Raw genomic sequence first — 25,325 nt, 5'->3', positions numbered from 1 at the left:
ATGGATGCCTCCGGTGTTTACTTCACAAGCTACGGCGGCGACCGCTCGTTGATCCGCACTCGCCCGCAGTGGGTGGCTCTTGCATTGTTCGTGTTGGCCCTGGCGGTGCTGCCCTGGGTAGCGCCCGAGCGTTGGATCAGCATGGGCTACACGATCTTCATCACCGCGGTGGCGGTAATCGGCCTGCAGATCTGCACCGGCTATGCCGGGCAGATCAACATCGGGCAGTCGGCCTTCATGGGCGTTGGCGCCTATGCCTGTGCGGTCGCAGTGGCGCACTGGTCCTTCCCGGTGCCGCTGGCGCTCGTCTTCGGCGGCGTGGCGGCGGCCGTCTTCGGTTCGCTGTTCGGACTCTCCGCGGTGCGCATCAAGGGCTTCTACCTGGCCTTGACGACCATCGCCGCGCAGGCACTGTTCCATTTCTTCGCGCTCAACCTGCCGCGTAACTGGTTCGGCGGGCCGGGCGGCGTGCACCTGGAGGGCGCGACGGCCTTCGGCATCAATCTGGCCAACGACACGGCGATCTACTACTTCGCGCTGATCGTGCTGGTGATCATGACCTTCGGTGCCTTCGGCATCGTGCGCTCCCGCCACGGCCGCGCTTTCGAGGCCGTGCGCGACGACGATGTCGCGGCCGGGATGATGGGCATCAACGTCATGATGACGAAGATGCGCGCCTTCCTCGTCGGCGCGTTCTATGCCGGCATCGCGGGCGGGCTGTGGGCAATCGCGCTGAGGCACGTGTCGGTCGAGCAGTTCACGCTGTTCAGCTCGATCTGGCTGATCTCCATGATGATCGTCGGCGGCCTCGGCTCCATCGTCGGCGCGCTGATCGGCACCGTGCTGATCCAGTTGGCGCGTGAAGGCGTCGCGAGCCTCGGCTCGTCGCTGTCGCAGACCTTCCCGATCGTCGGGCAGGACATCGTCTTCGCCAGCATGAACGTGCTGCTCGGAACGGTGGTGATCCTGTTCCTGCTGTTCGAGCCCAAGGGATTGATGCACCGTGTGAACACGACGAAGCAGGCCTGGCGGCGTTGGCCTTTCCCCTATTGACGGCGGATTTTTCCCTGCGCAACGGCACCCCTGTTAGCCCACTACACCGGAGACACATCATGAGACTCACCGCATCCATCCGACACGCTGCGGCGCTCGCCACGGCCGCGCTGGCCTGCTCGATCGCACCGCGCATGGCCCATGCGCAGACGACCTACGTCGTGCCCTCGCTGTCCGACTTCTCAGGGCCGTTCTCGACGGTCATGCCTTCCATCGGCGGCGGCCGCGAGGCGGTCATCAACTGGTGGAACGCGGAAGTCGGCGCCAAGCAGGGCATCAAGCTGCAGATGAAGGCTTACGACACGCGCTTCGAAACCGCGCAGACGGCAAGCCTGTGGCCCGGCATCCTGGCCGAGAAGCCGTTGGTCGGCTTCGCGCTCGGGGGGCCCGACACCGCGGCGCTGCAGCAGCGCCTGCCCAATGACAAGGTGGTGATGTTCAGCGCCTCGGCCAGCAACGGCTTCGCGTGGCGGCCCAACCAGTGGATTCTGTCGCTGAGGCCCACCTTCGTGCATGAGTTCGTAGGCTTCATCGACTGGTACCAGAAGACCAAGGCGGAAGGCAAGCGCCCGATCAAGGTGGCATTGGTCACCTCCGAGTCGTCGCCGAGCTATGTCGATGTGGCCAAGGGCGTGACCGCGTTCGCGAAGGCGAATCCGAAGGTGGTCGAGTTGGTCGAGGTGGTGTTCGCCGAAGCGCAGCCGGCCGACCTGACGCTGCAGATGCGGCGCGTGACCAATTCGGGCGCCGAAGTCATCCTCGCACCGGCATCGATCCAGCAGGCGATCGCCATCAAGCGTGCGCTGCAGGCGCTCAACAAGAAGGTGCCGGTGGCCTTCGCGATGCACAACGCGCCGGGCTTCATCGCCAAGCCGATGGGCGGCATCGGCTCGATGGAAGGGGACTACGAGACCCAGGGCGGCGCCCTGGCCACGGACGACGACACCGAAGTCAAGCGCTTCTACGACATGCTGGCGACGAAGTACGGCCTCAAGGCACCGTGGAACGGCATCACGATCGGTGGCATCGCGCAAGCGCTGCTGCTGGTGCGAGCGGTCGAGGCGGGCGCGAAGAAGTACGGGTCCGACAAGCTGACCGGCGAGCTGATCCACAAGACGTTGCTGGAGACCACCTTCACGAGCGCCAGCCTGTTCGGGTACTCGAGCGATATCAAGTACGACATTTCCGCGCCGTTCCCGGTGCAGAACCCGAAGGTGAACATCGGCGTCGTCAAAGACGGCAAGCTGATGCCGGCAGTGCTGGGCTATTCGGTCCCGAAGATGGACCTCTGGTGAACGACATGGACGCGGCGGTGATGGAGCGGCCCGCGGCGACCGTGGCGCAGGAGGCTGCGCGGAGCGAACTGCTGGCGATCGAGAACCTCGAGGTGCTCTACGCCAAGGTGATTCTCGCGCTCAAGGGCGTGAACCTGCGCGTGGAGGAGGGCCGCTGCACGGTCCTGCTGGGGCCGAACGGCGCCGGCAAGAGCACGACGCTCAAGGCCATCTCGGGCATCCTGTCGATCGACGACGGCGCGGTGTCGGCCGGCAGCATCCGCTTCGGCGGACAGGCGATCACCGGCCTGGCCGCGCTGGACACGGTGGCGCGCGGGCTGATCCACGTGGTCGAGGGGCGCAAGGTGCTGCGCCACTTGAACGTCGAGCAGAACCTGGTCATCGGCGGCCATCTGCTGCCCGGCATGGCGAGCGTGCGCGAGCGACTGGAATTCGTCTACGCGACGATTCCCCGGCTCGCCGAACTTCGCGACCGCACCTCCGGCTACCTTTCGGGCGGCGAGCAGCAGCAGCTCTTGATCGGGCGCGCGATGATGGGCAAGCCGCGGCTGATGCTGATCGACGAGCCATCGCTGGGTCTGGCGCCGAAGATGATCGAGGAGATCTTCGCGCTGCTCGCCAAGCTCAAGACCCAGGGGCTGTCGCTGCTCATCGTCGAGCAGAACGCGCAGGCCGCCTTGGGACTGGCCGACCATGGCTACGTCATGGAAGGCGGTCGCGTGGTGCTCGAAGCGCCGGCCGAACAGTTGCGCGCGAACGAGGACATCCGGGAGTTCTATCTCGGGGTCAGCGTCGCGGGCGAGCGCAAGAACTATCGCGCGACCAAACACTACCGGCGCCGCAAGCGTTGGCTCGGCTGATGCGCATTGGCCTTCTTTCAAGGGATCTTTCATGAGCGAACCCGTCATCCTGCAGCGCGAGGGCGCCGTCGCCCGCCTGCGCTTCAACCGCCCCGCGCAACTTAATGCGGTGGACGTGCCGACGGCCCGCGCCTTCCTCGCGTGCTGCCAGGTGATCGCGGCGTCCCCGGACATCCGCGCCGTCGTGCTCAGTGGGGAGGGCGATGTCTTCGGCGTCGGTGGCGACCTCAACGAACTCGCCGGCGACGATGCGGCCTCGGCGGTGCCGGGGCTCATCGGGCCGGTGCACGAGGCGGTCAAGCTGATGGCCATGCTCGACGTGCCCTTCATTGCCCGCCTGCATGGCGTGGTCGCCGGCGGCAGCCTGAGCCTGGCCATGGCGTGCGACCTGGCGATCGCCGCCGAGGGCACGAAATTCAACCTGGCCTACGTGAACATCGGCGCCACCTGCGACGGGTCGGCCTCGTGGTCGCTGCCGCGCGTCGCCGGGATGCGCAATGCGATGGCGATCGCGCTGCTCGGCGAAAGCTTCGATGCGGCCGAGGCCTGGCGCTATGGCCTTGTCAACAAGGTGGTGCCGCTGGCGGAGCTCGACGCCAGCGTGGACGCGGTGGCGCAGCGCCTGGCGGCCGGCCCCACGCTGGCCATCGGTCGCATGAAGCGGCTCATCCGCACTTCGCTGGAGAACGACCTACCGACGCAACTCGACCTGGAGCAAGAGGAATTCGTCGCCAATGCGCGGACGGAAGACTTCACTGGCGCGGTCGCGGCCTTCCTGAAGAAGCAGCGGCCCCGGTTCAACGGGCGTTGAGCCGATCATCGGGCCGGCGCGGCGCGCGCGGCCCCGCGGCACTACCCGTGAAGCTTCCGAATTTGTTCGCGATCCGCCGATCCGTCCGGCTTTTTCGGCAGCGAATCCGCGAACACCACGAAGCGGGGCCGCTTGTAGCGCGCGATGCGGCTGGCGACGAAATCGGCGACTTCTTCTTGCGCGGGTGGCGGTGTGCGCGCCGGCACGCAGATCGCCTTGATCGACTCGCCCCACTGGGCATCCGGCACGCCGATCACAGCGACCTCTGCAATGCCGGCGTGCTGGCGGATCACGGCCTCGACTTCGGAGGGGTAGACGTTCTCGCCCCCCGTCTTGATTAGTTCCTTGGCGGCCAGCCGGCCCGTATACCAGAGGCGGCCGTTCGCGTCGATGCGACCGCTGTCGCCCGTGTGCAGCCAGCCGCCGCGCAGCAGACGCGCGTTGTCCTCTGGGCGCTGCCAGTAGCCCAGGCAGGCCGACGGCCCGCGCACGACGATTTCGCCAGCCTCGCCGTCCGGCACAAGCCGGCCGTCGTCGCCTTCGATGCCAATCGCGCACAGTGCCAACGGAAATCCGGCGGCACCGGGCGCATCGCGGAAACGCCCGAGTGTCGCCAGCCCCGACACCTCGGTTTGCCCGTAGCCGGCCCAGAAGGTGGCGTCAGGGCAGGCGGCTTCGAAGCGGCGAATCGTCTCGGGCGAGTCGAGGCCGCACACATGCCGGAGGCTGCGCAGCCGCGAAGGCACGCCATCGCACGCGGAGAGCAGGCCGTCGAGCATGGGCGCGAATTCGCCGAGCACGGTGGCTCGGTGGCGCTCCACGAGCGAGGCCGCTTCCTGCGGTTCGTACTGGCGCGTCAGCACGCTGCCGCCACCGGCCAACTGGACGGCGAGCACCAGCGAGATGGCCGTCGAATGGAACAGGGGCAGGCAGCACAGATGGACGTCATCGGTTCCCAGCTTCCATGCGCCTTGCAGTTGGATGGCGTTCGAAATCAGGTTGGCGTGCGAGATCGTGGCCGCTTTGGGGCGGCCGTCGGTCCAGGCGGTATGGATCAGCAGCAGCGGGGCGTCGGCAGACAGGGGCGTCGATGGGAGAGGGCCGTCGTCGATGTACAGGTCGTCGAGGCATTGGAAGCCCTCGCGGCGAATTCCGATGGTGATCGGTTCCAGATCCGGGCCGGTGCGCGCAAGGGAGAGATCGAGCAAGGGCCAGAACTCATCCTCGGCCAGAACCGTCTTCGGCGTGTCGTTCTCCAGCACAGCCAGCACTTCGGCAGCGGACAGGCGCCAGTTGATCGCGGACACGATGGCGCCCAGTTGCGCCGCTGCGCCGAGCAACTCCACGTACTCGATGCGGTTCTTCGACAGGATGGCGACGCGATCGCCTTGCGCGACGCCGAGCCGGTGCAAACCTGCGGCCAATTGCTGGACGCGCCGCCAATGCGCGCGGTGCGTGACCGCGCCGTCCTGCTCGCGAAACGCGATGCCGTCGCCATGGACCGTGGCGTTGCGGCGCAGTATGTCGCCCAGCGTGTAGTCGCTCGCGCGCTCCATCACATCTTCCTTGCCTGGGCCTCGGCCAGCCGACCCGTGGCTTCGAGAACGGGCTTGACGCTTTCCAGCGCGCCGCCGCCGTCGCAGGGGATCACGGCGCCCGAGATGTAGCTGGCGTAGGGTGAAGCGAGGAACAGCGCCAAGTTGGCGATGTCGTCCAGCGTTCCGAGCCGCTTCAGCGGAACCATGCTCGTGGCCTGCGCGAGTTCCTCGTCGCTTTGCGCCATGAGGCGCCTGACGCCTTCGGTGCCATCGATCGGGCCCGGCGAGATGGCGTTGATCCGAATGCCGTCCAGGCCCCACTCGAGCGCGAGCACGCGGGTGAGCTGATCGACCCCGGCCTTCGCGGCACAAGCGTGGGACTGATAGCGCATCGGGATCGTCGATTGGGGCGCCGTGATGTTGATGACCGAGGCGCCGGGCTTGCGTAGGTGCCCGTAAGCCTGGCGCATGACGTGAAACGTGCCGAGCAGATCGATGTCGACGACGGCCTTGAACCCGTTGGCCGACATATGTCGCGCCTGAGCGAAGAAATTGCCTGCGGCACCCGACACCATCACATCGACAGCGCCGAACTTCGCGGCCGCTTCGGCCATGGCTTGTCCGACCGCCTCGAAATCGCGCACATCAGCGCAAAAGCCCGCCACGCGATGCCCGTGCCCGGTCAGTGCGGCGACGGCATGGTCGACGTTCTCGCGCCGGCGGCTCACAACGCTCACGTCCGCGCCCTGCCGGGCGAAGGCGTCGGCAATGCCGAAGTTGATCCCGGTGGTACCCCCGAAGACAATGACATGACGTCCTTTGAACTGAAGATCGATGCGCATCAACACCCCATGCTTGGATCGAGCTTGATATTTTGAGTGAAGCTCAAGTTTATGCCATGTCGTTTTCCCTATGATTGTTAGTGCGCTTTGGAATCGATAATTGAGAGTAGCTCAAATCAAGTCAGAAATCGAGTCAAGAAGGGGCAAGAGCAGCATGAAATCGACCATGATGCCGGTGCAGCTCAGCACCAATCTGATCCTCGAGCGCGCGGGCACTTATTTCGGCGACCAGAGTGCGCTCGGCCGCTTGCCCGACAAGTCCACCTACCGACGCAGCTATGCGGAGATCTACCGGCGTGCCCGTCAGCTCGCACAGGCCTTGCGGGACAAGGCCGGGATCGCGAGGGGCGAGGCTGTCGCCACGATGAGCTGGAACCATGCCTGGCACCTGGAGTGCTACTTCGGCATCCCGGCAGCCGGCGCCGTGCTGCACACGCTCAACCTGCGGCTGTCCCCCGAGGACATCGCCTACATCATGGACGACGCTGGCGATCGCGTGCTCGTCATCGACGACGTGTTGCTGCCGATCTGGGAGCGTGTCCGACCTTTGCTGAAGGATCCGCCGCGCGCCATCGTCGTGCCCTTTAGCGGTACGCCGCTGGCCGAGGGCATGGAAAGCTACGAAGACTTCATCGCCGGCGACGCCGCCGGCTACCAGTACCCGGAGCAGGACGAGAACGAAGCCGTAGGCATGTGCTACACCTCGGGCACCACCGGGCGGCCCAAGGGTGTGGTGTATTCGCACCGCTCGATGGTGCTCCACGCCATCACCGGCTGCATTCCCGACCTGTTCTCGCTGTCGGCGCGCGACCGGGTGATGATGGTCACGCCCATGTTCCATGCCAACGCATGGGCCGTGCCCTTCTCGGCCATGATGGTCGGTGCGAACCAGATCCTGCCCGGCCCACACCTTGGCGGTGAAGACCTGCTCGACCTGATGGAAGAAGGGCAGGCCACCATGGCCCTTGGCGTGCCGACCATCTGGATGATGATTTACCAGGCGCTCGAGCAGCCAACCCGTCAGCGCAACCTGGTCAAGGGCATGCGCATGCTGATCGGCGGCGCGGCGGTGCCGCAGTCGATGATCGCCAACTTTGGGCGATACGACATGCACATCGTGCAAGGTTGGGGCATGACCGAGACCTCGCCGATGGGCAGCTTCCCGATCATGAAGCCGGAGCATGCCTTGCTGTCGGAGGAGAAGCAACACGCCATCCGCGCGATGCAGGGTGTGGCTGCGCCCATGGTCGAGATGCGCATCGTCGATGAAGTCGATGGTGTGCAGCCATGGGACGGCAAGGCCGCCGGCGAGGTGCAAGTGCGTGGGCCATGGATCACGGGCAGCTACCACGCGACGCCCAATGACCCTGGCAAGTTCACCGCCGACGGCTGGCTGCGCACCGGCGACGTGGGCACCATCGACGCACATGGCTACATGCACCTGGTTGACCGCAGGAAGGACCTCATCAAGTCGGGCGGTGAATGGATCAGTTCGGTCGACCTCGAAAATCTTGTGATGGGCCATCCTGGCGTGGCAGAAGCTGCGGTGGTGGCGATTCAGCATCCGAAGTGGGGCGAGCGTCCACTGGTGGTGGTCGTGAAGCGCCCGGGAGCGGAGGTCGATGCGGCGGCGTTGCGCGATTTTCTGAGGCCAAAACTCGCGCGCTTCCAGCTGCCGGATGACTTTGAGTGGGTCGATGCAATTCCCAAGACCGCGACGGGCAAATTCCTGAAAACACGCATGCGCGAGATGTACCGCGACCGCGTGTCGGTGTCGCCGAGCTGACGACGCTTCGGGGGATCACGCCCAGTGGTCGCGCCAGCGCGAACACTGGGGCCGGCTGTGGGTATCGAGTTTGGCCCAGAGCAGAAAGTCGATCGTGTTGCCATCGCGGTCGACCGCGGATTTGTTCCTCTCGCAAATCGCATTCCGCCAGAGCAGAATCTTGTGCGGCACCCAGGATCTCTGGTCGCGAGCCCAAAGGTGAACTCGATCTGCCAGCACGCAATCGAAACGATCTGGAGAACCAGCATGCCGAAACCGAAGATCCTGACCTATATCGACGCCGGAACTTTCGACGGAACGTCACGTGTGATGAGGACGATCGCACAGCAGCTTCCTCCCGCCGCATACGAGATCCGAGCAGTCATCGCGGACGACCTCAAGCATGACACGGCGCTCTTCGAGGACACCGTTCTGTTTGTCATGCCGGGCGGTGCTGACCTTCCTTTTTGCGAAGCGTTGAACGGTGCCCCCAACCAGCGCATTCGGCGGTTCGTCGAGGAAGGTGGCGTCTACCTCGGCATCTGCGCAGGCGCGTACTACGCCTGCAGGGAACTCGCGTTCCATGCCGGAACCGATGGTGCGATCTGCGGCGCACGCGAACTGAGGTTCGTGGATGCCGTCGCAGTGGGCTCGCTGCCCCAACTCACCGGGGGTGTCTCCTACGACGCAACGCCGAGGAGCGCTGCAGCGGCTGAAATTCGGACGACAGATCGACTGACTGCCGCCCCAGTGACCCTTTACGCGCACTACCACGGCGGCTGCCGCTTCGATCTCGGCGACGCGACGAGCGATGTAGCGCAGATCCTGGCCGTGTACACGGGCATCGAGGGCGCTCCGCCCGCCATCGTGAGCTCACGTGTGGGCAACGGGAGCGCGATCCTGACGGGTGTCCACTTGGAGATGTCGGAGCGGGAGTGCAAGGACGCACTGTGTGGACACTGCGACATGGCTGCACACATGCACGTGTGCCACAAGCTTGCAGAGACCGGAAAGGCGCGATTGGAGGTTTTCCGGCAGCTGCTTGTTCACGCCGGGCTCAGGCTGCGCTGACCGTTCAAGGCGTCCAATACCAGACCGCAGAGTTGGTGAGAAAGGTCTCCCACATCGCGTGCGGCTTGCTGGGATCATCGTCGTCGTAGAGGCGGGCAAGATGCCATTGGGCCTCGATCCGCTCTCTCGATGAGTCGCCGAAGCCATCCTGCTCACCCTGGGCCAGGTAGCGACCGGCAAAGCTTGCCAGCGAGGCATGCTGCTCCGATTGATTCTTCCAGAGCACCGTGAATCCGATGAGAGCGCCGTCTGTCATTCCGTGCGCGTCGAACCACGCTTCAGGGCTAGGCTTCCCCACCTTGGTCTGGTAGCGGCCGGTGAAGTGGGCATCTGGCCCGATGGAAAGAATCTCGAGTCCGCCTCCGTTGCGGCCGAGCCATCGTCCAATACGGATTGTCATGGTGTCTCCTTTGCGTTGCGTGGATCGGAAGTCGTTGCACCGATACTTCTTACCGGTCGCGATCAAGCAGTTCCATGCGTCATACCCGATCTGTCGCCTCCATCCAAGGTGAGCAATGCCCCTGACGTAACCGCGACGGGCGTACGATGATTTTGCGCCGTTGAAGTCCTAGGGCGCCTTGACACCGGCCTCCGCTGCGAGCCGATGGATGAGCGCCACGACCCTTTCCTGGGCATCCTTGCTGACCGGCAACAACGAAGCCCGTTGGACCGCTTCATCGAACTTCACGATGCCCGACGCAAGCAGCGCACGATTGAAATTCCGGTCTTTCTCTCGGTTCGCAACGCATTTGGCCAAGAAGAGGTCAAGGGGGTCCAAGCAGAGTCCGACCTTGCCGTTCGTATTCTGATTCTGAACGCGCACGAGGCGCTCGCGCCACCCGATAGGCAGCTTCGAGGTGCTCGAATCGACACCCTGGGCGTAGTAGCCGTACGTTTCATGGAACAGGGAGCCCTCTCCGAGATTGCCATCGACAAGGTCCGATAGCCGCTTCTCATCGTTCATCGGCAGCACGTCTGCCTCGGCCGACATCGTGCAGACCTCAGGCGGGTGCGCAATCGAGCCCAGAATGGACTGGCTTCCGACGATGATGATCTCGTACTCGTTGGTGACATCAGCCGCCGCGCGGATGATGTGCTCCAAGTCAGCCTTCTGCACTGCTCAGCTCTTTGAGGCCTCGAACCTTGGCGATGATGTCAAGGCGGACATCCTGCGGAAGCACCGTCGACAGCGGTGAGGCTTGACGCAGCTCACGGGCTTCTTCTGAAGTCGCCAACGCCAGGTCCCATCGACGTCCGGCAAGAATTTCGCGCCACTTCGTCCACAGCGGCATGGTCCGCGCATCGCCCTTGGCCATCCACTTTTCGAGCGTGGCTTCAGCGCGCCCCGCGAGCGAAGGGTCGTTGGTGATGCGCCGTACCGCTTCTTGGTGCATGAGCCAGCTCTGATAGTCCTGTGCGATGTGATTGCTGGCGGGCGATGCGGGCCCGCGGTCCGGCTCAGCGGTTGCAACCAACGCCAAATCAGCAGCCGCCCCCAGGGCAGCGAGCACTCTCAAATAGGTGCCCATCGTTGGGGATGCGGCCCCAGACTCGACTGCGTGGAGCGTCGAGCGCGAGATTCCTGCGGCTTGAGCGAGCTCAACTGCCGATATGCACTTGGCCTTTCGCATCAGGCGCAGGCGCTCACCGAGCTGGCGCAGCAGCTGGTTTTGAAGCGAACTTTCAAGAGTTGACTGAGCAGGCATGTCGTGCATTTTAGCCAAAATGGCCTATTTTGTCTACAATGTCGGACGTTTCCTTGCCATCGCGGTCGAAGGTCGAGAGCCCGACTTCGAGAGGCCAAGCTTGAAGCGTTGCTCTGACGGGCGAATGTCGGTGTGGCAACGCGCGCACGCGCCGCCATAGTAAGTGGCGGTAGCCATGAATATGCTGCAGCCGTGAAAGTGGCAGCGAAAGGATCAGAAGGATCAAGCAAAGAAGCGACTGCGTGAACCGATCAAAGAGAGGCTCGATGCTGAATTCCGACCGTCTCTGACCAAGATTGGAGTGAACCCCTGAAGCTGGACCACCGGGGTGCATCGTCGCAGCTGCATGCTGGGCTCATGGGAGGTGGCCGTGGTGGGATCTCCACCTGAGCCTGGGGCGCGCGCCAGGCACTGTGGCCGAACAGGCGCTCAAGCGCATTGCAGCGCTCTATGCGGTCGAGTAGTCCTCCTGAGCGGAGTCGTCATTTAGCGGTAGCTATCGCTCGCGGGAACCGCCTCAGAATGCGACGTTCTCGGCACCTTTGAGCGAAAGGATCTCGCGCGCCTGCCCTGGTGTGGCGATCTGGAGGCCAAGCCCTTCCAGAATCTCCCGCACCTTGTGTACCTGTTGGGCATTCGACTCGGCCAGTTTTCCCGGCCCGATCCACAGGCTGTCCTCCAGCCCGACGCGAACATTCCCGCCCATGGACGCAGCCATGGCCGCCACCTTCATCTGATTGCGGCCCGCTCCAAGCACCGACCATCGGTAGTCGTCGCCGAACAGGCGGTCCGCCGTGCGCTTCATGTGCATGACGTCGTCCGGGTGCGCACCGATGCCGCCGAGGATGCCGAAGACCGTCTGGACGAAGAAGGGCGGCTTGACGAGCCCGCGATCGATGAAGTGAGCGAGGTTGTAGAGGTGCGAGGTGTCGTAGCACTCGAACTCGTAGCGCGTGCCGCTGGCGGAAAGCTCCGAGAGCGCGGTCTGGATGTCGCCGTAGGTATTGCGGAAGATCAGGTCCTTGCTGCCCTCGAGATAGGGGCGCTCCCAGTCGTGCTTGAACTCCTTGAATCGCTCCAGCATCGGGAACAGGCCGAAGTTCATCGAACCCATGTTCATCGAGGCCACCTCCGGGCGCAGTTCGACGGCGGGGCGAATGCGTTCCTGCACGGGCATGTAGGGCGATCCGCCGGTGGTGAGGTTGATCACCGCGTCGCACTCGCTCTTGATGCGCCCCAGAAAGGGCGTGAAGGCCTCGGGGCGCTGGTCCGGCTTGCCGGTCACCGGGTCGCGCGCGTGCAAATGGATGATGGCTGCGCCCGCCTTTGCCGCCGCGATCGAAGACTCTGCGATCTCCTCCGGCGTCACCGGCAGGTGCGGCGACATCGAAGGCGTGTGGATCGCGCCCGTCACAGCGCAACTGATGATGACGACCTTTTGCTGGTGCATGCATTGCTCCTTTGTGTTGCTGTAAAGTACTATACGCTAGAGTACGATATGGCGACAATGCCGGAGAACTCGGAGACAAGCGCATGCTGACACCGCAAGATGACCTCATCGGGCACCAGCTCCCGACCACCTTCGACCAGATCGACAACAGCGATCCGGCGTGGATGGAGCGGCTCTGGTACACCGGCCACCCCTCGCCGGCGGGAGACCTCATCTTCGACATCGGCCTCGGCTATCACCCCAACCGGAACGTGATGGATGCGTTCGCCGGCGTCGCCCTGCCGGGGCGGCAATGGAACTTCCGTGCATCGCGCCACCTGCGACCCGATCCGCTGACCACGCGCGTCGGTCCGCTGGAGATCCAGGTGGTCGAAGGCCTGCGCAGGCATCGCCTGACCCTGGGCAGCAACGCGTCGGGGATTCGCTTCGAGCTGGAGTTCATCGGGACGATGAACCCGCACGAGGAGAAGGCGCACCTGCGCCGCCGCGACGGACGCATCACCGAGAACATGGCGCGTGCGCAGCAGCTCGGGCGCTATGAAGGCTGGATCGAATTCGACGGGCGGCGCGTCGAACTGGACGGTGCACAGTGGCTCGGGCAGCGTGACCATTCATGGGGGGTGCGCGCCGAGATGCGCACGGACGAAAGCCATCCTCCGCTGACCTTCTATCCGCCGTTCTTCTACGCCTGGACCACCGCGCAGTTCAAGGACCGTGGCCTGCATGTCTTCTTCAAGGAGCGCGCGCCCGGCGAGAAGATCTATTTGTCCGGTGAAGAGGTGTTCACGCTGGGCGGCAAGGTGTCGTCGCGCAACCAGCTGGTGGACGTGCGTCACGAGGTCCGGTGGTTCGACGATCCGCACGGCCAGAGCGTCGAGTCCGCCGTGTTCCATCTGCGTTTTGCAGATGGTCGAGAGCGGCCGATCACGATCCGTACCCTGCCCACGCGCTACTTCCTCAAGGGCGGACTCTACGGCGGGCTCAACGGCTGGTTCCAGGGCGATGACCGCGGCAAGGCCTACGCCGAAGCCGATCAGTGGGATCTGAGCGACCCCGCCACGCGCCAGTTGGTACGCACGCTGGGCGACCAGGTGATCGAGGTGCGCGACGGCGACGAGGTCGGCTGGGGCATCATGGAATACGGCGTCGGCAAGGACTACGCGCTCTACAAGGCTGTGCAGAAGCATCCGCCGATCTAGGTAGCAGCATCGCGGTGCTTGCTCAGCATCGCGCCAGCGGCCGCCTGGAGCTCCCCGGTACTGCGGCACAGGATCTGCGTCCGGTTCTCCAGCTCCATCGCGGCCTGCAGGCTCGACGCCTCGGCGTTGGCCCACATCCCGCGCTTGGTCATCCAGACGCCGAAGGCGCTGTTGGCGACGATGAGCGATGCGATCTCGCAGACGCGCGCCATCAGCTGCCCGTCATCCGCGACCTCGCTCACCAAGCCGATGCGGTCCGCCTCTTCGGCCTTCACCATGCGGCCGGTCAGCATCATCTCGAACGCGCGCGACAGGCCGATGCATCGCGGCAGCAGCCAGCTCACACCCATGTCGCAACTCGACATGCCGACGCGCACGAAAGCCGAATTGAACCGGGCCGACGAGCCGGCGATCCGGATGTCGCAGGCCAGGGCAATGCCCAGACCGGCGCCGCTGGCAGCGCCGTTGACGGCGGCGATGACCGGTTGGGGCAGGGCGCGCAGGCGCTGGATCAATCCCGCGAACGCCTCCTGGCGCCGCATCCAGAGCGCGGTCTCCTCAGGCCCGTTGCCCGGCGCATCGCCGGCCGACGCCAGATCGAAGCCGGCACAGAAGCCGCGTCCCGAACCGCTAATCACGAGCACCCTGCAGCGGGTGTCCGCGCCGACCGAGTCGAGCAGCCGGCCTGCGTCGGCCACCATCGCATCGCTGAGCGCATTGAGTTTTGCGGGCCGGTGGAGCCGCAGAAGGCTGACGCCGTCGGCCAGCGTCTCGAGCCGAACATCAGGCATAGATCGCCTCGATCACGTCCGCATACTTCTCGCCAACGCTCTTGCGCCTCACCTTCATCGTGGCGGTGACTTCGCCATCGTCGTGGTCCAGCTCCTTGGTCAGCAGATGGAACTTGCGCACCTGCTGCACCTGCGGCATGCGCGCATTGACGGCGTCGACCTCCTTCTGGATCAGGGCCTGGACCTGCGCCTGTTCGACCAGATGCCTGAAGGTGGTGTAGGCCAGGCCGTTCTCCTCCGCCCACTTGCCCACGCCTTCGAAGTCGATCTGGATCAGGGCCGACACGAAGCGCCGACGGTCCGCCACCACGATCGCTTCGCGGATGTAGGGCGAGAAGCGCAGCGCGTTCTCGATCTCCGACGGTGTGATGTTCTTGCCGCCGGCGGTGATCATGATGTCCTTCTTGCGATCGACGATGCGCAGCTCCTGGCCCGCCGGACCGTCGACCCAGCGGGCCACGTCGCCCGAATGCAGCCAGCCTTCGGCGTCGACGGCCTCCAGCGTGGCGGCGTCGTTTCGGAAGTAGCCGCGAAAGACGACGTCGCCACGGATCAGGATCTCGCCGTCGTCGGCGAGCTTCACCTCGACGCCCGGATAGGGCACGCCGACCGTGCCGACCGGCGATGCGTCGGTGGTCTGCATCGTCGTGGCACCCGAAGCCTCGGTCAATCCGTAGGCCTCGCGGATCGGCACGCCCAGCGTCCGGAAGAACTGAAGGATGTCCGGCGCGATAGGGGCGCCCGACGAGATGGCAATGCGGCAACGGCGCAGCCCGACGAAGTTGAGCAGCGCGCGCAGGATCACGACATACCAGAACGCCCAGAGCACGCGCTGGCCGAAGCGCCACGTCGAACGCGGCGCCGACCCGAAGCCGGCCAACGAGCGCATGGCCCGCTCGTAGAGCGCGAGCCGCAGGCCGCCGGCCTCCCGAAGCTTGAACTGGATGGAGGCGTGGAACTTCTCCCAGATGCGCGGCACGCCGAAAAACACCTGCGGGGACAGCTCGCGCAGGTCTTCCTGCACCGTGCGCAGGCTCTCGGCGAAGTTCACCACGGCGCCGGTCGCCATCGGCACATGGATCGAGAACATCTGCTCGGCCACGTGGCACAGCGGAAGGTAGGAGACCAGCGCGTCCTCGGGCCGGCAGCGCAGCGCAGTGTTGAGTCCGCGCGCGGCGCAGCCGAGGCCGCGCCAGCTCATCATCGCGGCCTTGGGCCGGCCGGTCGACCCGGAGGTGAAGACGATCAGGCCGATGTCGTCGAGCTTTAGCTTGGCAAGACTGTCGGCGATCAGCCCAGGTTGTTCCTTCTGGAGCCGCTGGCCCAGCGCCAGCACGTGCTCGAAATCATGGATGCCGTTGCGGTCGTAGTGCCTCAGGCCGCGCGGGTCCATCACGACGATGGCTCGCAGGAAGGGCAGGTTGTGCCGGATGGAGAGAACCTTGTCGAGCTGCTCCTGGTCCTCGCAGACGATGACCGGCGCTTCGGAGAGTGCCAGCAGGTACTCGACCTCCGGGGCCGGCGAGGTGGGATAGACGCCGGCCGCGATGCAGCCGACCAGCGCGACGCCGAGCTGCGCGAACACCCATTCGCGGCAGTTCTCGCCGAGGATCGCCACGTTCTCGCCGCGCTGCAATCCGAGCGCGAGCAGTCCGAGCCCGAAATGGCTGGCGGTGTCGGCGAAGGCCGCCCAGCTCACCGGCTGCCACACGCCGCCTTCCTTCTGGCGCAGCGCGACCGCATCGGGCTTTTGCTGCGCCCACTGCATCAGCTGAGCGGGCAGGGTGAGCTGCTCCATGCCTGCGGTGACCGTGCTCATCGCGCCTCCCTCATGAGAGCCAGCGTTTTCGCCGCTTGTAGTGTTTGGTCTCGCGGAAGCTGACGCGCTCCTGGCCATCGTCGCTGCTTCCCAGGTAGAAGCGTTGTACATCGGGATCGCCAAGCAGCACCTCCTTTGCACCGTTGATGACGATGCGGCCGTTTTCCATGATGTAGCCGTAGTCGGCCACGCCGAGCGCGACGCGCGCGTTCTGCTCCACCAGCAGCATCGCGACGCCTTGCTCGCGGTTGATGCGCGCGATGATGCCGAAGATGTCCTGCACCACCAGCGGCGCCAGCCCGAGAGAGGGCTCGTCGAGCAGGATCAGCCTTGGCTGGCCGACCAGCGCGCGGCCGATGGCGAGCATCTGCTGCTCGCCGCCCGACAGGTAGCCCGCCAACTGCTTGCGGCGCTCCTTCAGGCGCGGGAAGTAGTCGTACACCATCTCGGTGTCGGGCTTCGCGTTGGACCGGCCGGTCAGCGCGTTGGCCGCGGCGACCAGGTTCTCGTCGACGGTGAGTTCGCCGAAGACATGCCGGCCCTCGCGCACGTGTGCGAGCCCGCGCCGCGGCAACTGATGAGGCGCCCAGCGCGCGATGTCCTCGCCGAAGAAGTGGATGCTGCCGCTCGCGACGCGTCCGTTCTCGAGCGGCAGGATGCCGGATGCCGCCTTCAGTGTCGTCGTCTTGCCGGCGCCGTTGGAGCCGAGCAGGGCGACGATCTGCCGGTCGGGCACGTCGATCGACAGGCCGCGCAGCGCCTGGATGCTGTGGTGATAGACCACCTCGACGTTGGATACCGTCAAGGCGGCGCTGCCGGCGCAGTTCACGCCCTGATCCATCCGCTCGCAGGCTCCATCGTCTTTTTCACCGGGTCGTACCGATACATGCGGCCCGAGGGAATCTGATGCTTGCTGAGGTCGACAAGAAGCCCCGTCACGCCGCCCGAGTCCCAGTCTTTCATCGATTCCAATGCGGCCTTCATGTTGGGCAGCGTCAGCGGCTTGTTGGCCTTGATGCAGCGCTCTGCCACTTCCGCGAACACCATGCCCGATAGCCATGCGCTCACGTAGAACATCGAAATGTGCTTCATGTCGGGCCGGTTCTTGGCGGTGAACTCGCGGATCGTGTTGATCGTCGGCGAATCGGTCTCGTGGCCATAGCGGTAGGGTGCAACGCCGGTGAGGCTTTCGCCCATCGCGCCCAGCGCGTCGTACGCCGGCTTGTTCAAGCCCCATGCAGTTCCCATCACCTGGCTGTTCAGACCCGCTTCGCGCATCTGGCGAACGAACTCGGGTATCGGCGCCAGGATGTAGCCCTGGAAGATCACGATGTCGGGCCGGGCGCGGCGCAGCTTCGCCACCTCCGGGCCGACGTCGATACCGGCCTGCTTGGTCACGATCTCGGTGACGATCGGAAGACCGAGCTTCTCGGCCCGTGCCTTGCCGGCAGGAATGCCGTCGCGTCCGAACTCGGTGTCGGCATAGACGTAGGCGATCTTCGGCTTGTTGGCGGCGCCCTGCGACGTGCGCGCGATGTACTCCATGAGAATCTCGTGCATCGCGCCGTAGATCGGGCCCGGCACGAAGTGCTGCGGCATGTTCACCGGATCGGCCATCGAACTCGCGAGCGAGGTGGAGGAGGTCAGGATCGAATTGGAGGCGATGGCGTCCTGCGCCACCGCCTTGGCCCACTGGGTGCTGTCGCCGTAGAAGAACGAGGGCTTCTCCGCGGCCATGATCTTCTTGAAGATGGCGACCCCCTGGTCGAGCTTGAAGCCGCTGTCCTCGTACACGTAGCGCAGCTTGCGGCCGGCGACACCACCGGTGCTGTTCTTCCAGGCGATGAAGTCGTTCAGCCCGTAGTGCATGTCGGTGCCCGCGAACGAGAAGATGCCGGTGATCGGCTGGGAAGCGCCGATCACGATATCGCCCTTCGCCGCCTGCGCCCAGGCGGGGGACAAACCCAGCGCGCCAAGCGCCGTGGCGGCGCCCAGCGATTGGATGACTTGGCGCCTGCGAATGTCTGTCATGTCGGTCTCCTTTTGTGACGTGCCGGGTCGGCGGATGGTTCAGGTCTTGAAAGGCCACACGTGGAAAGTGCGGCGCACCCGCGCCCACACGGCCGAGAGCCCACGCGGCTCGAAGATCAGGAAGACGATGATCAGCACGCCGAAGACGATCTGGCCCATCGGCAGCAGCAGGGCGGCAATGCCCGGGAACCATTGCGAGCTCACATGGGATGTCAGGCGCAGCAGCTCGGGCACGAAGGTCATGAACATCGCGCCCAGGATGCTGCCCAGCACGGTGCTGCCGCCGACGATGATGGCGGCGAGATAGAAGATCGACAGCGTGAGCACGAAGTACTCGGGCGTGATGGAGCCGTAGAAGTAGCCCAGCAAGCCGCCCGCGACGCCCGCGTAGAAGGCGCCGAGCGCGAAGGCCAGGAGCTTGGTGCGCAGCAGGCTCACGCCGAGGATCTCGGCCGAGATGTCGCGGTCGCGCACCGCGATGAAGGCGCGGCCGATGTGCGTGCGCGAGAGGTTGCGCACCGCCAGCGCCATCAGGAAGGCGCAGCCGAAGATCAGGTAGAAGTTGGCGCGATCGCCGACCAATTCGAAGCCGAAGAGGCGCGCGCGCGGGATCGACGTGCCCGGCACGCCGCCGGTCACCGGCTCCCATTCGCGGAAGATGAAGGTCAGGATGAAGTGTGCGGCCAGCGTGGCGATGGCCAGGTAGAGCCCCTTGACGCGCAGGCTCGGCAGCCCCACGAGCACGCCGATGAGCGCCGCCAGCAGCCCGGCCGCCGGCAGTGCGACGAAGAAGGGAATGCCGTGCTTCGCGAGCCAGGCCACGGTGTAGCAGCCCACGCCCATGAAGGCGGCATGCGCGAGCGAGATCTGGCCCGTGCTGCCGGTCGTGATGTTCAGGCCCAGCGTGGCGATGACGTGGATGCCGATGATGCAGCTCATCGCCAGCACGTAGTCGCTGCCGTAGAGAGGCAGCGCGAACAGCGCCACCGTGAAGGCCAGCATCCAGCGGCGCGCGGTGGAGGAGTCCCACAGCTGCTCCTCGGCGGCAAAGTTCTCGTGAAAGACGCCGGTGCGCATGGTCAGAGCCTTTCGATCGTGCGGGTGCCGAAGATGCCGTAGGGACGCACGACCAGGATGGCCAGCACCACGACGTAGGGCACGACGTCGAGCGCCTTGCCGCCGAGGTAGCCGGCGGTCACCGCATCGATCCAGCCGATGATCAGGCTGGCGACGATGGCGCCGAGGATGCTGTCCAGCCCGCCGAGGATGATCACCGCGAAGGCGCTCAGGGCCGTTGCGGCCAGCAGGGGCGAGAGATTGGCCGAGGAGGCGATGAGAACGCCGGCCACCGTGCCGACCACGCCCGACAGCACCCAGGTCAAACGCTGCGCGAAGCGGATGTTGATGCCCAGCGTGCAGGCCGTGACGGGGTCGCTCGCCGTCGCGCGCATCGCGATGCCGGTCTTCGAATAGCGGAAGAAGAGGATGAAGGCGATGATCAGCGCCGCGGCGACCGCGAAGTTGCCGATCGCGGTGCCCGGGATCATCACCTCGCTGAAGTTCAGCGGGCGGCGCGGAAGCAGCGGCGGCACGGAGTAGGTGTCGCTGCCCCAGAAGGACTCGACCACGCCGTGGATGATGCTGGCCATGCCGATCGTGGCCATCAGCACCGACACCGCCGACTGGCCGGCCAGCGGCCGCAGCACCAGCCGCTCGATCAGCACCGCGAGCAGCGCGATCAGGAGCAGCGACAGCACGAAGGCCGGCACCGGCGAGAGGCCGAAGATCACGTTGCCCGTGTAGTAGAGGTAGGCCCCCAGCATCATGACCTCGCCGACCGCGAAGTTGACGACACCGGTGCCCTTGTAGACCAGCACGAAGCTCAGCGCGATCAGCGCCAGCACGCCGCCCGACAGCAGGCCGATCAGGCTGTATTCCAGCAGCTCGTAGAGGGCGGGTGCGTTCATGCGATCGCCTCTTCGGCCTCTTCGGCTTCGGCGCCGAGGTAGGCCCGGATCACCTCGGGGTGCCGGCGCACCTCGGCGGGCGACCCGCTGGCGATGACCTCGCCGAAGTTCAGTACCACCACGTGGCTGGAGATGTCCATCACCATGCCCATGTCGTGTTCCACCAGCAGCACTGTCACGCCCCAGTCCTCCTGCACGTCGAGGATGAAGCGCGCCATGTCTTCCGTCTCCTCGCGGTTCATGCCCGCGACGGGCTCGTCGAGCAGCAGCACGCGCGGCCGCATCGCCAGCGCGCGCGCCAGCTCGACGCGCTTCTGCAGGCCGTAGGAGAGAGCGTCGACCGGCTTGTGGCGGATGTGGTCGATCTCGAGGAAGTCGATCACCCGGCGTTCAATCTCCGCGCGCAGCGCCAGCTCTTCCTGCTGCGCGCTTCTCGCATAGAGCAGGCTCGACATCAGGCCCGAGCGCATCAGGTGGTGGCCGCCCAGCTTGATGTTCTCGAGCACGCTGAGGCCGTGGAACAGCGCGATGTTCTGGAAGGTGCGCGCCAGCCCGAGGCCGGCGCGGCCGTAGACCGGCGTGTCGGTGATGTCGTCGCTGCCCAGCAGCACGCGGCCGGAGGCGGGGCGGTAGAAGCCCGAGATGGTGTTGAAGACGCTGGTCTTGCCGGCGCCGTTGGGCCCGATCACGGCCGTGATCTCTCCCGCCCGGGCCGCGAAGGAAACGCCGCGCAGCGCACGGATGCCGCCGAAACGCAGTTCGACCTGTTCGACCGAAAGAGAGAGGCCGCCCCAATCAGAGGGGCGCTGGCCTTCGGGGGGCTCGGAGCTCATGGCGTGCGTGTCCTTGCTGCAGTGTCGCGAATATTCGTACACTACTGCACAATAAGGATACGCACATAAGGAATTTCCCTGTGTGCCGGTGCCGGCGAGCCGGGACTCAGGCTTCGATCGGCTCCTGCAGATAGGACAGCAGGTTGCGCTTCATCGTGTCGAGCGTCTTGGCCGTGGTCTCGAGCTGGGTTTCGGGAAGGCCCGCCAGGATCTGCTGGTTGAGCTGGTGGCTGACCTTGCGCATGCGATTGATGAGCTGCTTGCTCTTGGGCTCGAGAAAGACGCGGTTGACACGGCGGTCGCTGGCATCGGCGTCGCGGCGTACCAGCCCCGACTTCTGGAGGCGATCGATCAGGCCGCCGATGGCGACCTTGCCCAGGTCGAGTTCTTCGGCGAGCTGCGACTGCGTCATGCCGTCTTGCCGCGACAGATAGGCCAGGACCCACCACTGGGATCGGGTGACGTTCAGCGGCTTCAGGCAGCGGTCGAAAGCGCTGCGCCGCAGGCGCGACGCGTCGTGGATCAGAAACCCGAGCCTGAGCTCCCAGTCGGTGCTTGTTGTCGGTTCAGCGGCCATGTGCTCTCCTTGGACGATTCATTACTATACGCATGCGAACATTTTATGACCGCGCCTCGCGTGCCCTCAACCGGGCGCCTCGATCCGGATCAGCCGCTTGCCCAGGTTCTCGCCGCGGTAGAGCCCCGCGATCGCATCGGGCGCCTGCTCGATGCCTTCCAGGATTTCCTCCTGGTACTGGAGCCGGCCTTCGCGCAGCCATTGCGCCAGCTCGCGGCGCGCGATGTCGCCGTGTTCGGGATGATCGAAGATGACGAAGCCCCGCATGGACGCGCGTTTGACGAGCAGGTGCCGCTCCACGCGCGGTCCTAGCGGCGGCGGATCCCAGCTCGCCACCGAGGCGGTGCCGCAGATCACGACCCGGGCGTCGACGTTCAGGCGCTCCATCACGGCGTCGCTGATCGCGCCGGCCGTGTTGTCATAGTAGACGTCGACGCCGTCGGGGCAGGCGGCCGCAAGCTGCGGGGCGAGCGCGCCGGCCTTGTAGTCGACGGCCGCGTCGTAGCCGAACAGCCCGGTGCACAAGGCGCTCTTCTGCGCGCCGCCAGCGATTCCGACGCTGCGGCAACCCTTGATCTTCGCGATCTGCCCCACGCAGGAGCCGACGGCGCCCGCCGCGGTCGACACGACCACCGTCTCGCCGGGCTTTGGCCGGCCGATCTCGAGCAATCCGTAGTGCGCCGTGACCCCGTTGATGCCCAGCACCCCGAGCGAGGTGGACAAGGGCAGGCCGTCGTCCTCCACCTTGCGCTGGATCGCCGCGCCGTCGATCGCCGCATAGTCCTGCCAGCCGAACATGCCGGTGACGTATTCGCCGGGCTGGAAGCCGGGATGCCGGGAGGCCTCCACGCGCCCCGTGGCGAAAGAACGCATCACCGCGCCGACGGCCACCGGCTCCGAATAGTTGCCGACGGCATTGACCCAGCCGCGCATCGCGGGCTCGACCGACAGGTAGATGTTGCGCACCAGCACCTGGCCGTCGTGCACCGGCGGCAGATCGGCTTCGACGATCTCGAAGTGTTCGGCCTGCGGCACGCCCTGGGGTCTTGATTTCAGCCGCACCTGGCGGTTTATAGCGAGGGGCATTTTCTGTCTCCGATCAAGGTTCCTACCGAGTTGCAACGCAAAGGGATTTGTTATAGTACACATGCGTACCATGTACATGCGCATGCTACGCCACTGCATATTGTGAGGGGAAATACCGATGGCAGGTCTTTGGTTCGAGGAGTTCCGCGTCGAGCAGGTGTTCGCGCACGAAATACGCCGCACCGTCACCGAAGCCGACAACGTGTGGTTCTGTGGCGCGACCTACAACCCGGCAGCGATCCACATCGATGCCGAGTACTGCAAGAACACCGAGTTCGGCCGCCCGCTGATGAACAGCATCTTCACGCTCGGGCTGGTCATCGGCCTGTCGGTGCAGGACACGACACTGGGCACCACGGTCGCCAACCTCGGCATGACCGACGTGCGTTTTCCTTCTCCCGTGTTTGCAGGCGACACGATCCGCTCGACCACGACGGTGCTGGAAGTGCGCGACAGCAAATCGCGGCCCAACGCGGGCATCGTCACCTTCCTGCACCAGGGCTTCAACCAGAAGGGGCAGGAGGTCTCGACCTGCAAGCGCCAGGCCCTGATGCTGCGAAAGGTCCCTGCATGAGGCTGCGTTCGATGCTCTTCGTGCCGGCCGACAGCGAGCGAAAGCTCGCCAAGGCGACGGGCAGCGCGGCCGACGTGCTGATCCTCGACCTGGAGGACGCGGTCGCCGCGGCGCAGAAGCCGGCGGCGCGCGCCGCGGCGTCGAGCTTCATTGCCAAGGAGGCCGGGCGCCTGTCGTCACGTCTCTTTGTCCGCATCAACCCGCTGGATTCGGGGCTGGCGCTGGAGGATCTCGCGGCCGTTGTGATGCCGGGCCTGGCCGGCATCATGCTTCCGAAGACCTTCAGCGCGGCCGACGTGCTGCGCCTGGGCCACTACCTCGATGCGCTGGAGGCGCGCTGCGGCATGCCGGGCGGCGAGGTGCGCATCGTGCCGGTGGCAACGGAGACCGCGCAGGCGATGCTGACCATGGCTTCCTTCGTGCCCGGCATCCCGCGCCTGGCCGGCATCACCTGGGGTGCCGAAGACCTGTCGGCCGCGATCGGCGCCGTCTCGAACCGCGAGGTCGACGGCAGCCTGTCGCCGCTCTACGTGATGGCCAATTCGCTGTGTCTTTGCGCGGCCGCTGCTGCGGGCGTCGCCGCCATCGACACGCTGCACGCCGACTTCCGCGACGCGGCGGGTCTCGCGGCTTCGTGCGCCACCGCGCGTCGCCGCGGCTTTCGCGGAAAGATCGCGATCCATCCCGACCAGGTCGACATCATCAATGCGGCCTTCACGCCGTCCGAGGCCGAGCTGGCTGCCGCGCAGAGGGTGGTGGATGCCTTCGCGGCGCAACCCGATGCTGGAACGCTCAGCATCGACGGGGTGATGGTCGACATGCCCCACCTGAAGCAGGCCCGGCGCACGCTGGGCCTCGGCGACTAGACGAGAAACGGAGAACCGGCATGGATTTTTCGATCACCGAGGATCATCGCGCGATCCGCGACGGCGTCGGCGCGGTCGTGCGTTCGTTCGACGACGAATACTGGCTCGCGCGCGACGACGACGGCGAGTTCCCGCGCGAGTTCCATCAGGCGATGGCCAAGGCCGGGTGGCTCGGCATCACCATGCCGCCCGAGTACGGCGGCGCCGGACTGGGCGTCACCGAGGCCGTCATCATGCTGCACGAGGTGGCGAGCCACGGCGGCGGCATGGCGGCGGCCTCGACGGTGCATATCAACCTGTTCGGGCCGCATCCAATCGTGGTGTTCGGCACGCCCGAGCAGCGCGCGCGCTGGCTGCCGGCGCTGGTCGAGGGACGCGACCAGTGCTGCTTCGGTTTCACCGAGCCCGACGCGGGGCTCAACACCACCGCGATCAAGACCTTTGCACAAAAGGTGGAGGGCGGCTACCTCGTCCACGGCCAGAAAGTGTGGACCTCGACCGCGCAGGTCGCCAACAAGATCATGCTGCTCACGCGCACCACCAGGCTCGAGGACTGCGCGCGGCCGACCGATGGCATCACCATCTTCTACACCGAGCTCGATCGCAGCAAGATCGAGGTGCGCCGCATTCCGAAGATGGGACGCAAGGCCGTCGATTCCAACGCGATCTTCATCGACGGCCTGTTCATCCCCGATTCCGATCGCATCGGGGAGGAGGGCAAGGGTTTCGGCTACATCCTGCACAGCCTGAATCCCGAGCGGCTGCTGGTCGCGGCCGAGGCCATCGCGATCGGCCAGGATGCCCTGCGCCGCGCGACGCGCTATGCGCGCGAGCGCGTGGTGTTCGGACGTCCCATCGGCCAGAACCAGGGCATTCAGCATCCGCTGGCCGAGCGCTGGATGGCACTGGAGGCTGCATGGTGCATGGTGATGAAAGGCGCCTGGCTCTACGACCAGCACCTTCCCTGCGGCGCCGAGGCCAACAGTGCCAAGTTTCTCGGCGCGCGTGCAGGCTACGAGGCGGCGATGCAATCCGTGCTCACGCACGGCGGCTTCGGCTACGCCAAGGAGTACCACGTCGAGCGATTGCTGCGCGAGGTGGTGGTGACACGCATTGCGCCCATCACCGAGCAGCTGATCCTGTCCTTCATCGCCGAGAAGGTGCTGGACCTGCCCAAGTCGTATTGACGCA

Annotated in this window: 25 protein-coding genes; 10 read left to right on the top strand and 15 right to left on the bottom strand. The window is 65.5% G+C overall.

Annotated elements, in window-relative coordinates:
* Genes ACSQ9A_RS33350 through ACSQ9A_RS33335 form a run of 4 tightly spaced genes read left to right on the top strand, consistent with a single transcriptional unit; the run spans position 1 to position 4,019 of the window.
* Entirely contained in the window at positions 1–1,053 is a 1,053-nt protein-coding gene (locus tag ACSQ9A_RS33350; protein WP_436307081.1) for a branched-chain amino acid ABC transporter permease, read from the top strand.
* Between the two features lie 59 nt (positions 1,054–1,112).
* On the top strand, positions 1,113–2,348 hold the full coding sequence (locus tag ACSQ9A_RS33345; protein WP_436307080.1) for an ABC transporter substrate-binding protein: 1,236 nt from the start codon (positions 1,113–1,115) through the stop codon (positions 2,346–2,348).
* A 5-nt stretch (positions 2,349–2,353) separates the two neighbouring features.
* Positions 2,354–3,208 carry an ABC transporter ATP-binding protein gene (locus tag ACSQ9A_RS33340; RefSeq protein WP_436307751.1) on the top strand — a complete coding sequence of 285 codons (855 nt, stop codon included), beginning with the start codon at positions 2,354–2,356 and terminating at the stop codon, positions 3,206–3,208.
* 31 nt (positions 3,209–3,239) lie between these two features.
* A complete protein-coding gene (locus ACSQ9A_RS33335; protein WP_436307079.1) occupies positions 3,240–4,019 on the top strand; it encodes an enoyl-CoA hydratase/isomerase family protein in 780 nt (259 codons plus the stop codon).
* Positions 4,020–4,060: 41 nt separating this feature from the next.
* Here the strand turns inward: ACSQ9A_RS33335 and ACSQ9A_RS33330 are convergent, their stop codons facing one another.
* The gene (locus ACSQ9A_RS33330) at positions 4,061–5,575 is read right to left on the bottom strand and encodes an AMP-binding protein (RefSeq protein WP_436307078.1); all 1,515 of its coding nucleotides are present in this window, start codon (positions 5,573–5,575) and stop codon (positions 4,061–4,063) included.
* Positions 5,575–6,399: an SDR family oxidoreductase gene (locus ACSQ9A_RS33325; RefSeq protein WP_436307077.1), complete on the bottom strand. Its 825-nt coding sequence runs from the start codon at positions 6,397–6,399 to the stop codon at positions 5,575–5,577. The genes ACSQ9A_RS33330 and ACSQ9A_RS33325 overlap by 1 nt, the downstream gene beginning before the upstream one ends.
* Before the next feature lie 154 nt (positions 6,400–6,553).
* Here ACSQ9A_RS33325 and ACSQ9A_RS33320 point away from each other — a divergent pair, with 154 nt between their 5' ends.
* The gene (locus ACSQ9A_RS33320) at positions 6,554–8,185 is read left to right on the top strand and encodes a long-chain fatty acid--CoA ligase (protein WP_436307076.1); all 1,632 of its coding nucleotides are present in this window, start codon (positions 6,554–6,556) and stop codon (positions 8,183–8,185) included.
* 246 nt (positions 8,186–8,431) lie between these two features.
* Positions 8,432–9,235, top strand: coding sequence for a BPL-N domain-containing protein (locus ACSQ9A_RS33315; protein WP_436307075.1), 804 nt, complete (start codon positions 8,432–8,434; stop codon positions 9,233–9,235).
* Positions 9,236–9,239: 4 nt separating this feature from the next.
* On the opposite strand, the gene ACSQ9A_RS33310 is transcribed toward ACSQ9A_RS33315, so the two are convergent.
* The 4 genes from ACSQ9A_RS33310 to ACSQ9A_RS33295 form a co-directional block, all read right to left on the bottom strand.
* Positions 9,240–9,635 (bottom strand): avidin/streptavidin family protein, encoded by a 396-nt coding sequence (locus ACSQ9A_RS33310; protein ID WP_436307074.1) that lies wholly within the window; start codon positions 9,633–9,635, stop codon positions 9,240–9,242.
* A 168-nt stretch (positions 9,636–9,803) separates the two neighbouring features.
* Complete coding sequence (locus ACSQ9A_RS33305) at positions 9,804–10,337, bottom strand: DUF6036 family nucleotidyltransferase (protein ID WP_436307073.1); 534 nt, start codon at positions 10,335–10,337, stop codon at positions 9,804–9,806.
* Position 10,338: 1 nt separating this feature from the next.
* Positions 10,339–10,941, bottom strand: a complete 603-nt coding sequence (locus ACSQ9A_RS33300; protein ID WP_436307072.1) for a helix-turn-helix domain-containing protein — start codon at positions 10,939–10,941, stop codon at positions 10,339–10,341.
* A gap of 517 nt (positions 10,942–11,458) precedes the next feature.
* Positions 11,459–12,391: a 3-keto-5-aminohexanoate cleavage protein gene (locus ACSQ9A_RS33295; RefSeq protein ID WP_436307071.1), complete on the bottom strand. Its 933-nt coding sequence runs from the start codon at positions 12,389–12,391 to the stop codon at positions 11,459–11,461.
* Between the two features lie 83 nt (positions 12,392–12,474).
* On the opposite strand from ACSQ9A_RS33295, the gene ACSQ9A_RS33290 reads away from it, so the two are divergent.
* The gene (locus tag ACSQ9A_RS33290) at positions 12,475–13,590 is read left to right on the top strand and encodes a hypothetical protein (protein WP_436307070.1); all 1,116 of its coding nucleotides are present in this window, start codon (positions 12,475–12,477) and stop codon (positions 13,588–13,590) included.
* Here the strand turns inward: ACSQ9A_RS33290 and ACSQ9A_RS33285 are convergent.
* From ACSQ9A_RS33285 to ACSQ9A_RS33245, 9 genes are all read right to left on the bottom strand, one after another.
* The gene (locus tag ACSQ9A_RS33285) at positions 13,587–14,381 is read right to left on the bottom strand and encodes an enoyl-CoA hydratase/isomerase family protein (RefSeq protein ID WP_436307069.1); all 795 of its coding nucleotides are present in this window, start codon (positions 14,379–14,381) and stop codon (positions 13,587–13,589) included. The genes ACSQ9A_RS33290 and ACSQ9A_RS33285 overlap by 4 nt on opposite strands.
* On the bottom strand, positions 14,374–16,200 hold the full coding sequence (locus ACSQ9A_RS33280) for an AMP-dependent synthetase/ligase (RefSeq protein ID WP_436307068.1): 1,827 nt from the start codon (positions 16,198–16,200) through the stop codon (positions 14,374–14,376). Before ACSQ9A_RS33280 ends, ACSQ9A_RS33285 begins: the two co-directional genes overlap by 8 nt.
* Positions 16,201–16,210: 10 nt before the next feature.
* On the bottom strand, positions 16,211–17,041 hold the full coding sequence (locus tag ACSQ9A_RS33275; protein WP_436307067.1) for an ABC transporter ATP-binding protein: 831 nt from the start codon (positions 17,039–17,041) through the stop codon (positions 16,211–16,213).
* Positions 17,026–18,231: an ABC transporter substrate-binding protein gene (locus tag ACSQ9A_RS33270; RefSeq protein WP_436307066.1), complete on the bottom strand. Its 1,206-nt coding sequence runs from the start codon at positions 18,229–18,231 to the stop codon at positions 17,026–17,028. Before ACSQ9A_RS33270 ends, ACSQ9A_RS33275 begins: the two co-directional genes overlap by 16 nt.
* A gap of 39 nt (positions 18,232–18,270) precedes the next feature.
* Positions 18,271–19,308, bottom strand: coding sequence for a branched-chain amino acid ABC transporter permease (locus ACSQ9A_RS33265; protein WP_436307065.1), 1,038 nt, complete (start codon positions 19,306–19,308; stop codon positions 18,271–18,273).
* A 2-nt stretch (positions 19,309–19,310) separates the two neighbouring features.
* Positions 19,311–20,198, bottom strand: a complete 888-nt coding sequence (locus tag ACSQ9A_RS33260; protein ID WP_436307064.1) for a branched-chain amino acid ABC transporter permease — start codon at positions 20,196–20,198, stop codon at positions 19,311–19,313.
* A complete protein-coding gene (locus tag ACSQ9A_RS33255; protein WP_436307063.1) occupies positions 20,195–21,031 on the bottom strand; it encodes an ABC transporter ATP-binding protein in 837 nt (278 codons plus the stop codon). Before ACSQ9A_RS33255 ends, ACSQ9A_RS33260 begins: the two co-directional genes overlap by 4 nt.
* Positions 21,032–21,137: 106 nt before the next feature.
* Entirely contained in the window at positions 21,138–21,608 is a 471-nt protein-coding gene (locus ACSQ9A_RS33250) for a MarR family winged helix-turn-helix transcriptional regulator (protein ID WP_436307062.1), read from the bottom strand.
* Between the two features lie 66 nt (positions 21,609–21,674).
* Positions 21,675–22,694 carry an NADP-dependent oxidoreductase gene (locus ACSQ9A_RS33245; protein WP_436307061.1) on the bottom strand — a complete coding sequence of 340 codons (1,020 nt, stop codon included), beginning with the start codon at positions 22,692–22,694 and terminating at the stop codon, positions 21,675–21,677.
* Positions 22,695–22,812: 118 nt separating this feature from the next.
* Between ACSQ9A_RS33245 and ACSQ9A_RS33240 the strand changes: the two genes are divergently transcribed.
* From ACSQ9A_RS33240 to ACSQ9A_RS33230, 3 genes are read left to right on the top strand one after another with little or no spacing between them, the layout of a single operon-like run.
* Positions 22,813–23,268, top strand: a complete 456-nt coding sequence (locus tag ACSQ9A_RS33240) for a MaoC family dehydratase (protein WP_436307060.1) — start codon at positions 22,813–22,815, stop codon at positions 23,266–23,268.
* A complete protein-coding gene (locus tag ACSQ9A_RS33235) occupies positions 23,265–24,134 on the top strand; it encodes an HpcH/HpaI aldolase/citrate lyase family protein (protein ID WP_436307059.1) in 870 nt (289 codons plus the stop codon). The genes ACSQ9A_RS33240 and ACSQ9A_RS33235 overlap by 4 nt, the downstream gene beginning before the upstream one ends.
* A 20-nt stretch (positions 24,135–24,154) precedes the next feature.
* Positions 24,155–25,321 (top strand): acyl-CoA dehydrogenase family protein, encoded by a 1,167-nt coding sequence (locus ACSQ9A_RS33230; protein WP_436307058.1) that lies wholly within the window; start codon positions 24,155–24,157, stop codon positions 25,319–25,321.
* The last annotated feature ends 4 nt before the right edge of the window (positions 25,322–25,325 follow it).

Origin of the sequence: Variovorax sp. LjRoot290 (genome assembly GCF_964253985.1) — a bacterium.
Lineage (GTDB): Bacteria > Pseudomonadota > Gammaproteobacteria > Burkholderiales > Burkholderiaceae_C > Variovorax.
This window is presented reverse-complemented; position numbering and strand designations above follow the sequence as displayed.

What these genes read in the sequence shown, in the direction of transcription:
- ACSQ9A_RS33320 (WP_436307076.1), top strand. Translation starts at nt 6,554, where the DNA reads ATGAAATCGACCATGATGCCGGTGCAGCTCAGCACCAATCTGATCCTC.
- ACSQ9A_RS33340 (WP_436307751.1), top strand. Translation starts at nt 2,354, where the DNA reads ATGGACGCGGCGGTGATGGAGCGGCCCGCGGCGACCGTGGCGCAGGAG.
- ACSQ9A_RS33310 (WP_436307074.1), bottom strand. Translation starts at nt 9,635, where the DNA reads ATGACAATCCGTATTGGACGATGGCTCGGCCGCAACGGAGGCGGACTC.
- ACSQ9A_RS33335 (WP_436307079.1), top strand. Translation starts at nt 3,240, where the DNA reads ATGAGCGAACCCGTCATCCTGCAGCGCGAGGGCGCCGTCGCCCGCCTG.
- ACSQ9A_RS33350 (WP_436307081.1), top strand. Translation starts at nt 1, where the DNA reads ATGGATGCCTCCGGTGTTTACTTCACAAGCTACGGCGGCGACCGCTCG.
- ACSQ9A_RS33290 (WP_436307070.1), top strand. Translation starts at nt 12,475, where the DNA reads ATGCTGACACCGCAAGATGACCTCATCGGGCACCAGCTCCCGACCACC.
- ACSQ9A_RS33330 (WP_436307078.1), bottom strand. Translation starts at nt 5,575, where the DNA reads ATGGAGCGCGCGAGCGACTACACGCTGGGCGACATACTGCGCCGCAAC.
- ACSQ9A_RS33235 (WP_436307059.1), top strand. Translation starts at nt 23,265, where the DNA reads ATGAGGCTGCGTTCGATGCTCTTCGTGCCGGCCGACAGCGAGCGAAAG.
- ACSQ9A_RS33260 (WP_436307064.1), bottom strand. Translation starts at nt 20,198, where the DNA reads ATGAACGCACCCGCCCTCTACGAGCTGCTGGAATACAGCCTGATCGGC.
- ACSQ9A_RS33250 (WP_436307062.1), bottom strand. Translation starts at nt 21,608, where the DNA reads ATGGCCGCTGAACCGACAACAAGCACCGACTGGGAGCTCAGGCTCGGG.
- ACSQ9A_RS33295 (WP_436307071.1), bottom strand. Translation starts at nt 12,391, where the DNA reads ATGCACCAGCAAAAGGTCGTCATCATCAGTTGCGCTGTGACGGGCGCG.
- ACSQ9A_RS33240 (WP_436307060.1), top strand. Translation starts at nt 22,813, where the DNA reads ATGGCAGGTCTTTGGTTCGAGGAGTTCCGCGTCGAGCAGGTGTTCGCG.
- ACSQ9A_RS33265 (WP_436307065.1), bottom strand. Translation starts at nt 19,308, where the DNA reads ATGCGCACCGGCGTCTTTCACGAGAACTTTGCCGCCGAGGAGCAGCTG.
- ACSQ9A_RS33245 (WP_436307061.1), bottom strand. Translation starts at nt 22,694, where the DNA reads ATGCCCCTCGCTATAAACCGCCAGGTGCGGCTGAAATCAAGACCCCAG.
- ACSQ9A_RS33285 (WP_436307069.1), bottom strand. Translation starts at nt 14,381, where the DNA reads ATGCCTGATGTTCGGCTCGAGACGCTGGCCGACGGCGTCAGCCTTCTG.
- ACSQ9A_RS33255 (WP_436307063.1), bottom strand. Translation starts at nt 21,031, where the DNA reads ATGAGCTCCGAGCCCCCCGAAGGCCAGCGCCCCTCTGATTGGGGCGGC.
- ACSQ9A_RS33280 (WP_436307068.1), bottom strand. Translation starts at nt 16,200, where the DNA reads ATGAGCACGGTCACCGCAGGCATGGAGCAGCTCACCCTGCCCGCTCAG.
- ACSQ9A_RS33325 (WP_436307077.1), bottom strand. Translation starts at nt 6,399, where the DNA reads ATGCGCATCGATCTTCAGTTCAAAGGACGTCATGTCATTGTCTTCGGG.
- ACSQ9A_RS33315 (WP_436307075.1), top strand. Translation starts at nt 8,432, where the DNA reads ATGCCGAAACCGAAGATCCTGACCTATATCGACGCCGGAACTTTCGAC.
- ACSQ9A_RS33230 (WP_436307058.1), top strand. Translation starts at nt 24,155, where the DNA reads ATGGATTTTTCGATCACCGAGGATCATCGCGCGATCCGCGACGGCGTC.
- ACSQ9A_RS33300 (WP_436307072.1), bottom strand. Translation starts at nt 10,941, where the DNA reads ATGCCTGCTCAGTCAACTCTTGAAAGTTCGCTTCAAAACCAGCTGCTG.
- ACSQ9A_RS33270 (WP_436307066.1), bottom strand. Translation starts at nt 18,231, where the DNA reads ATGACAGACATTCGCAGGCGCCAAGTCATCCAATCGCTGGGCGCCGCC.
- ACSQ9A_RS33345 (WP_436307080.1), top strand. Translation starts at nt 1,113, where the DNA reads ATGAGACTCACCGCATCCATCCGACACGCTGCGGCGCTCGCCACGGCC.
- ACSQ9A_RS33275 (WP_436307067.1), bottom strand. Translation starts at nt 17,041, where the DNA reads ATGGATCAGGGCGTGAACTGCGCCGGCAGCGCCGCCTTGACGGTATCC.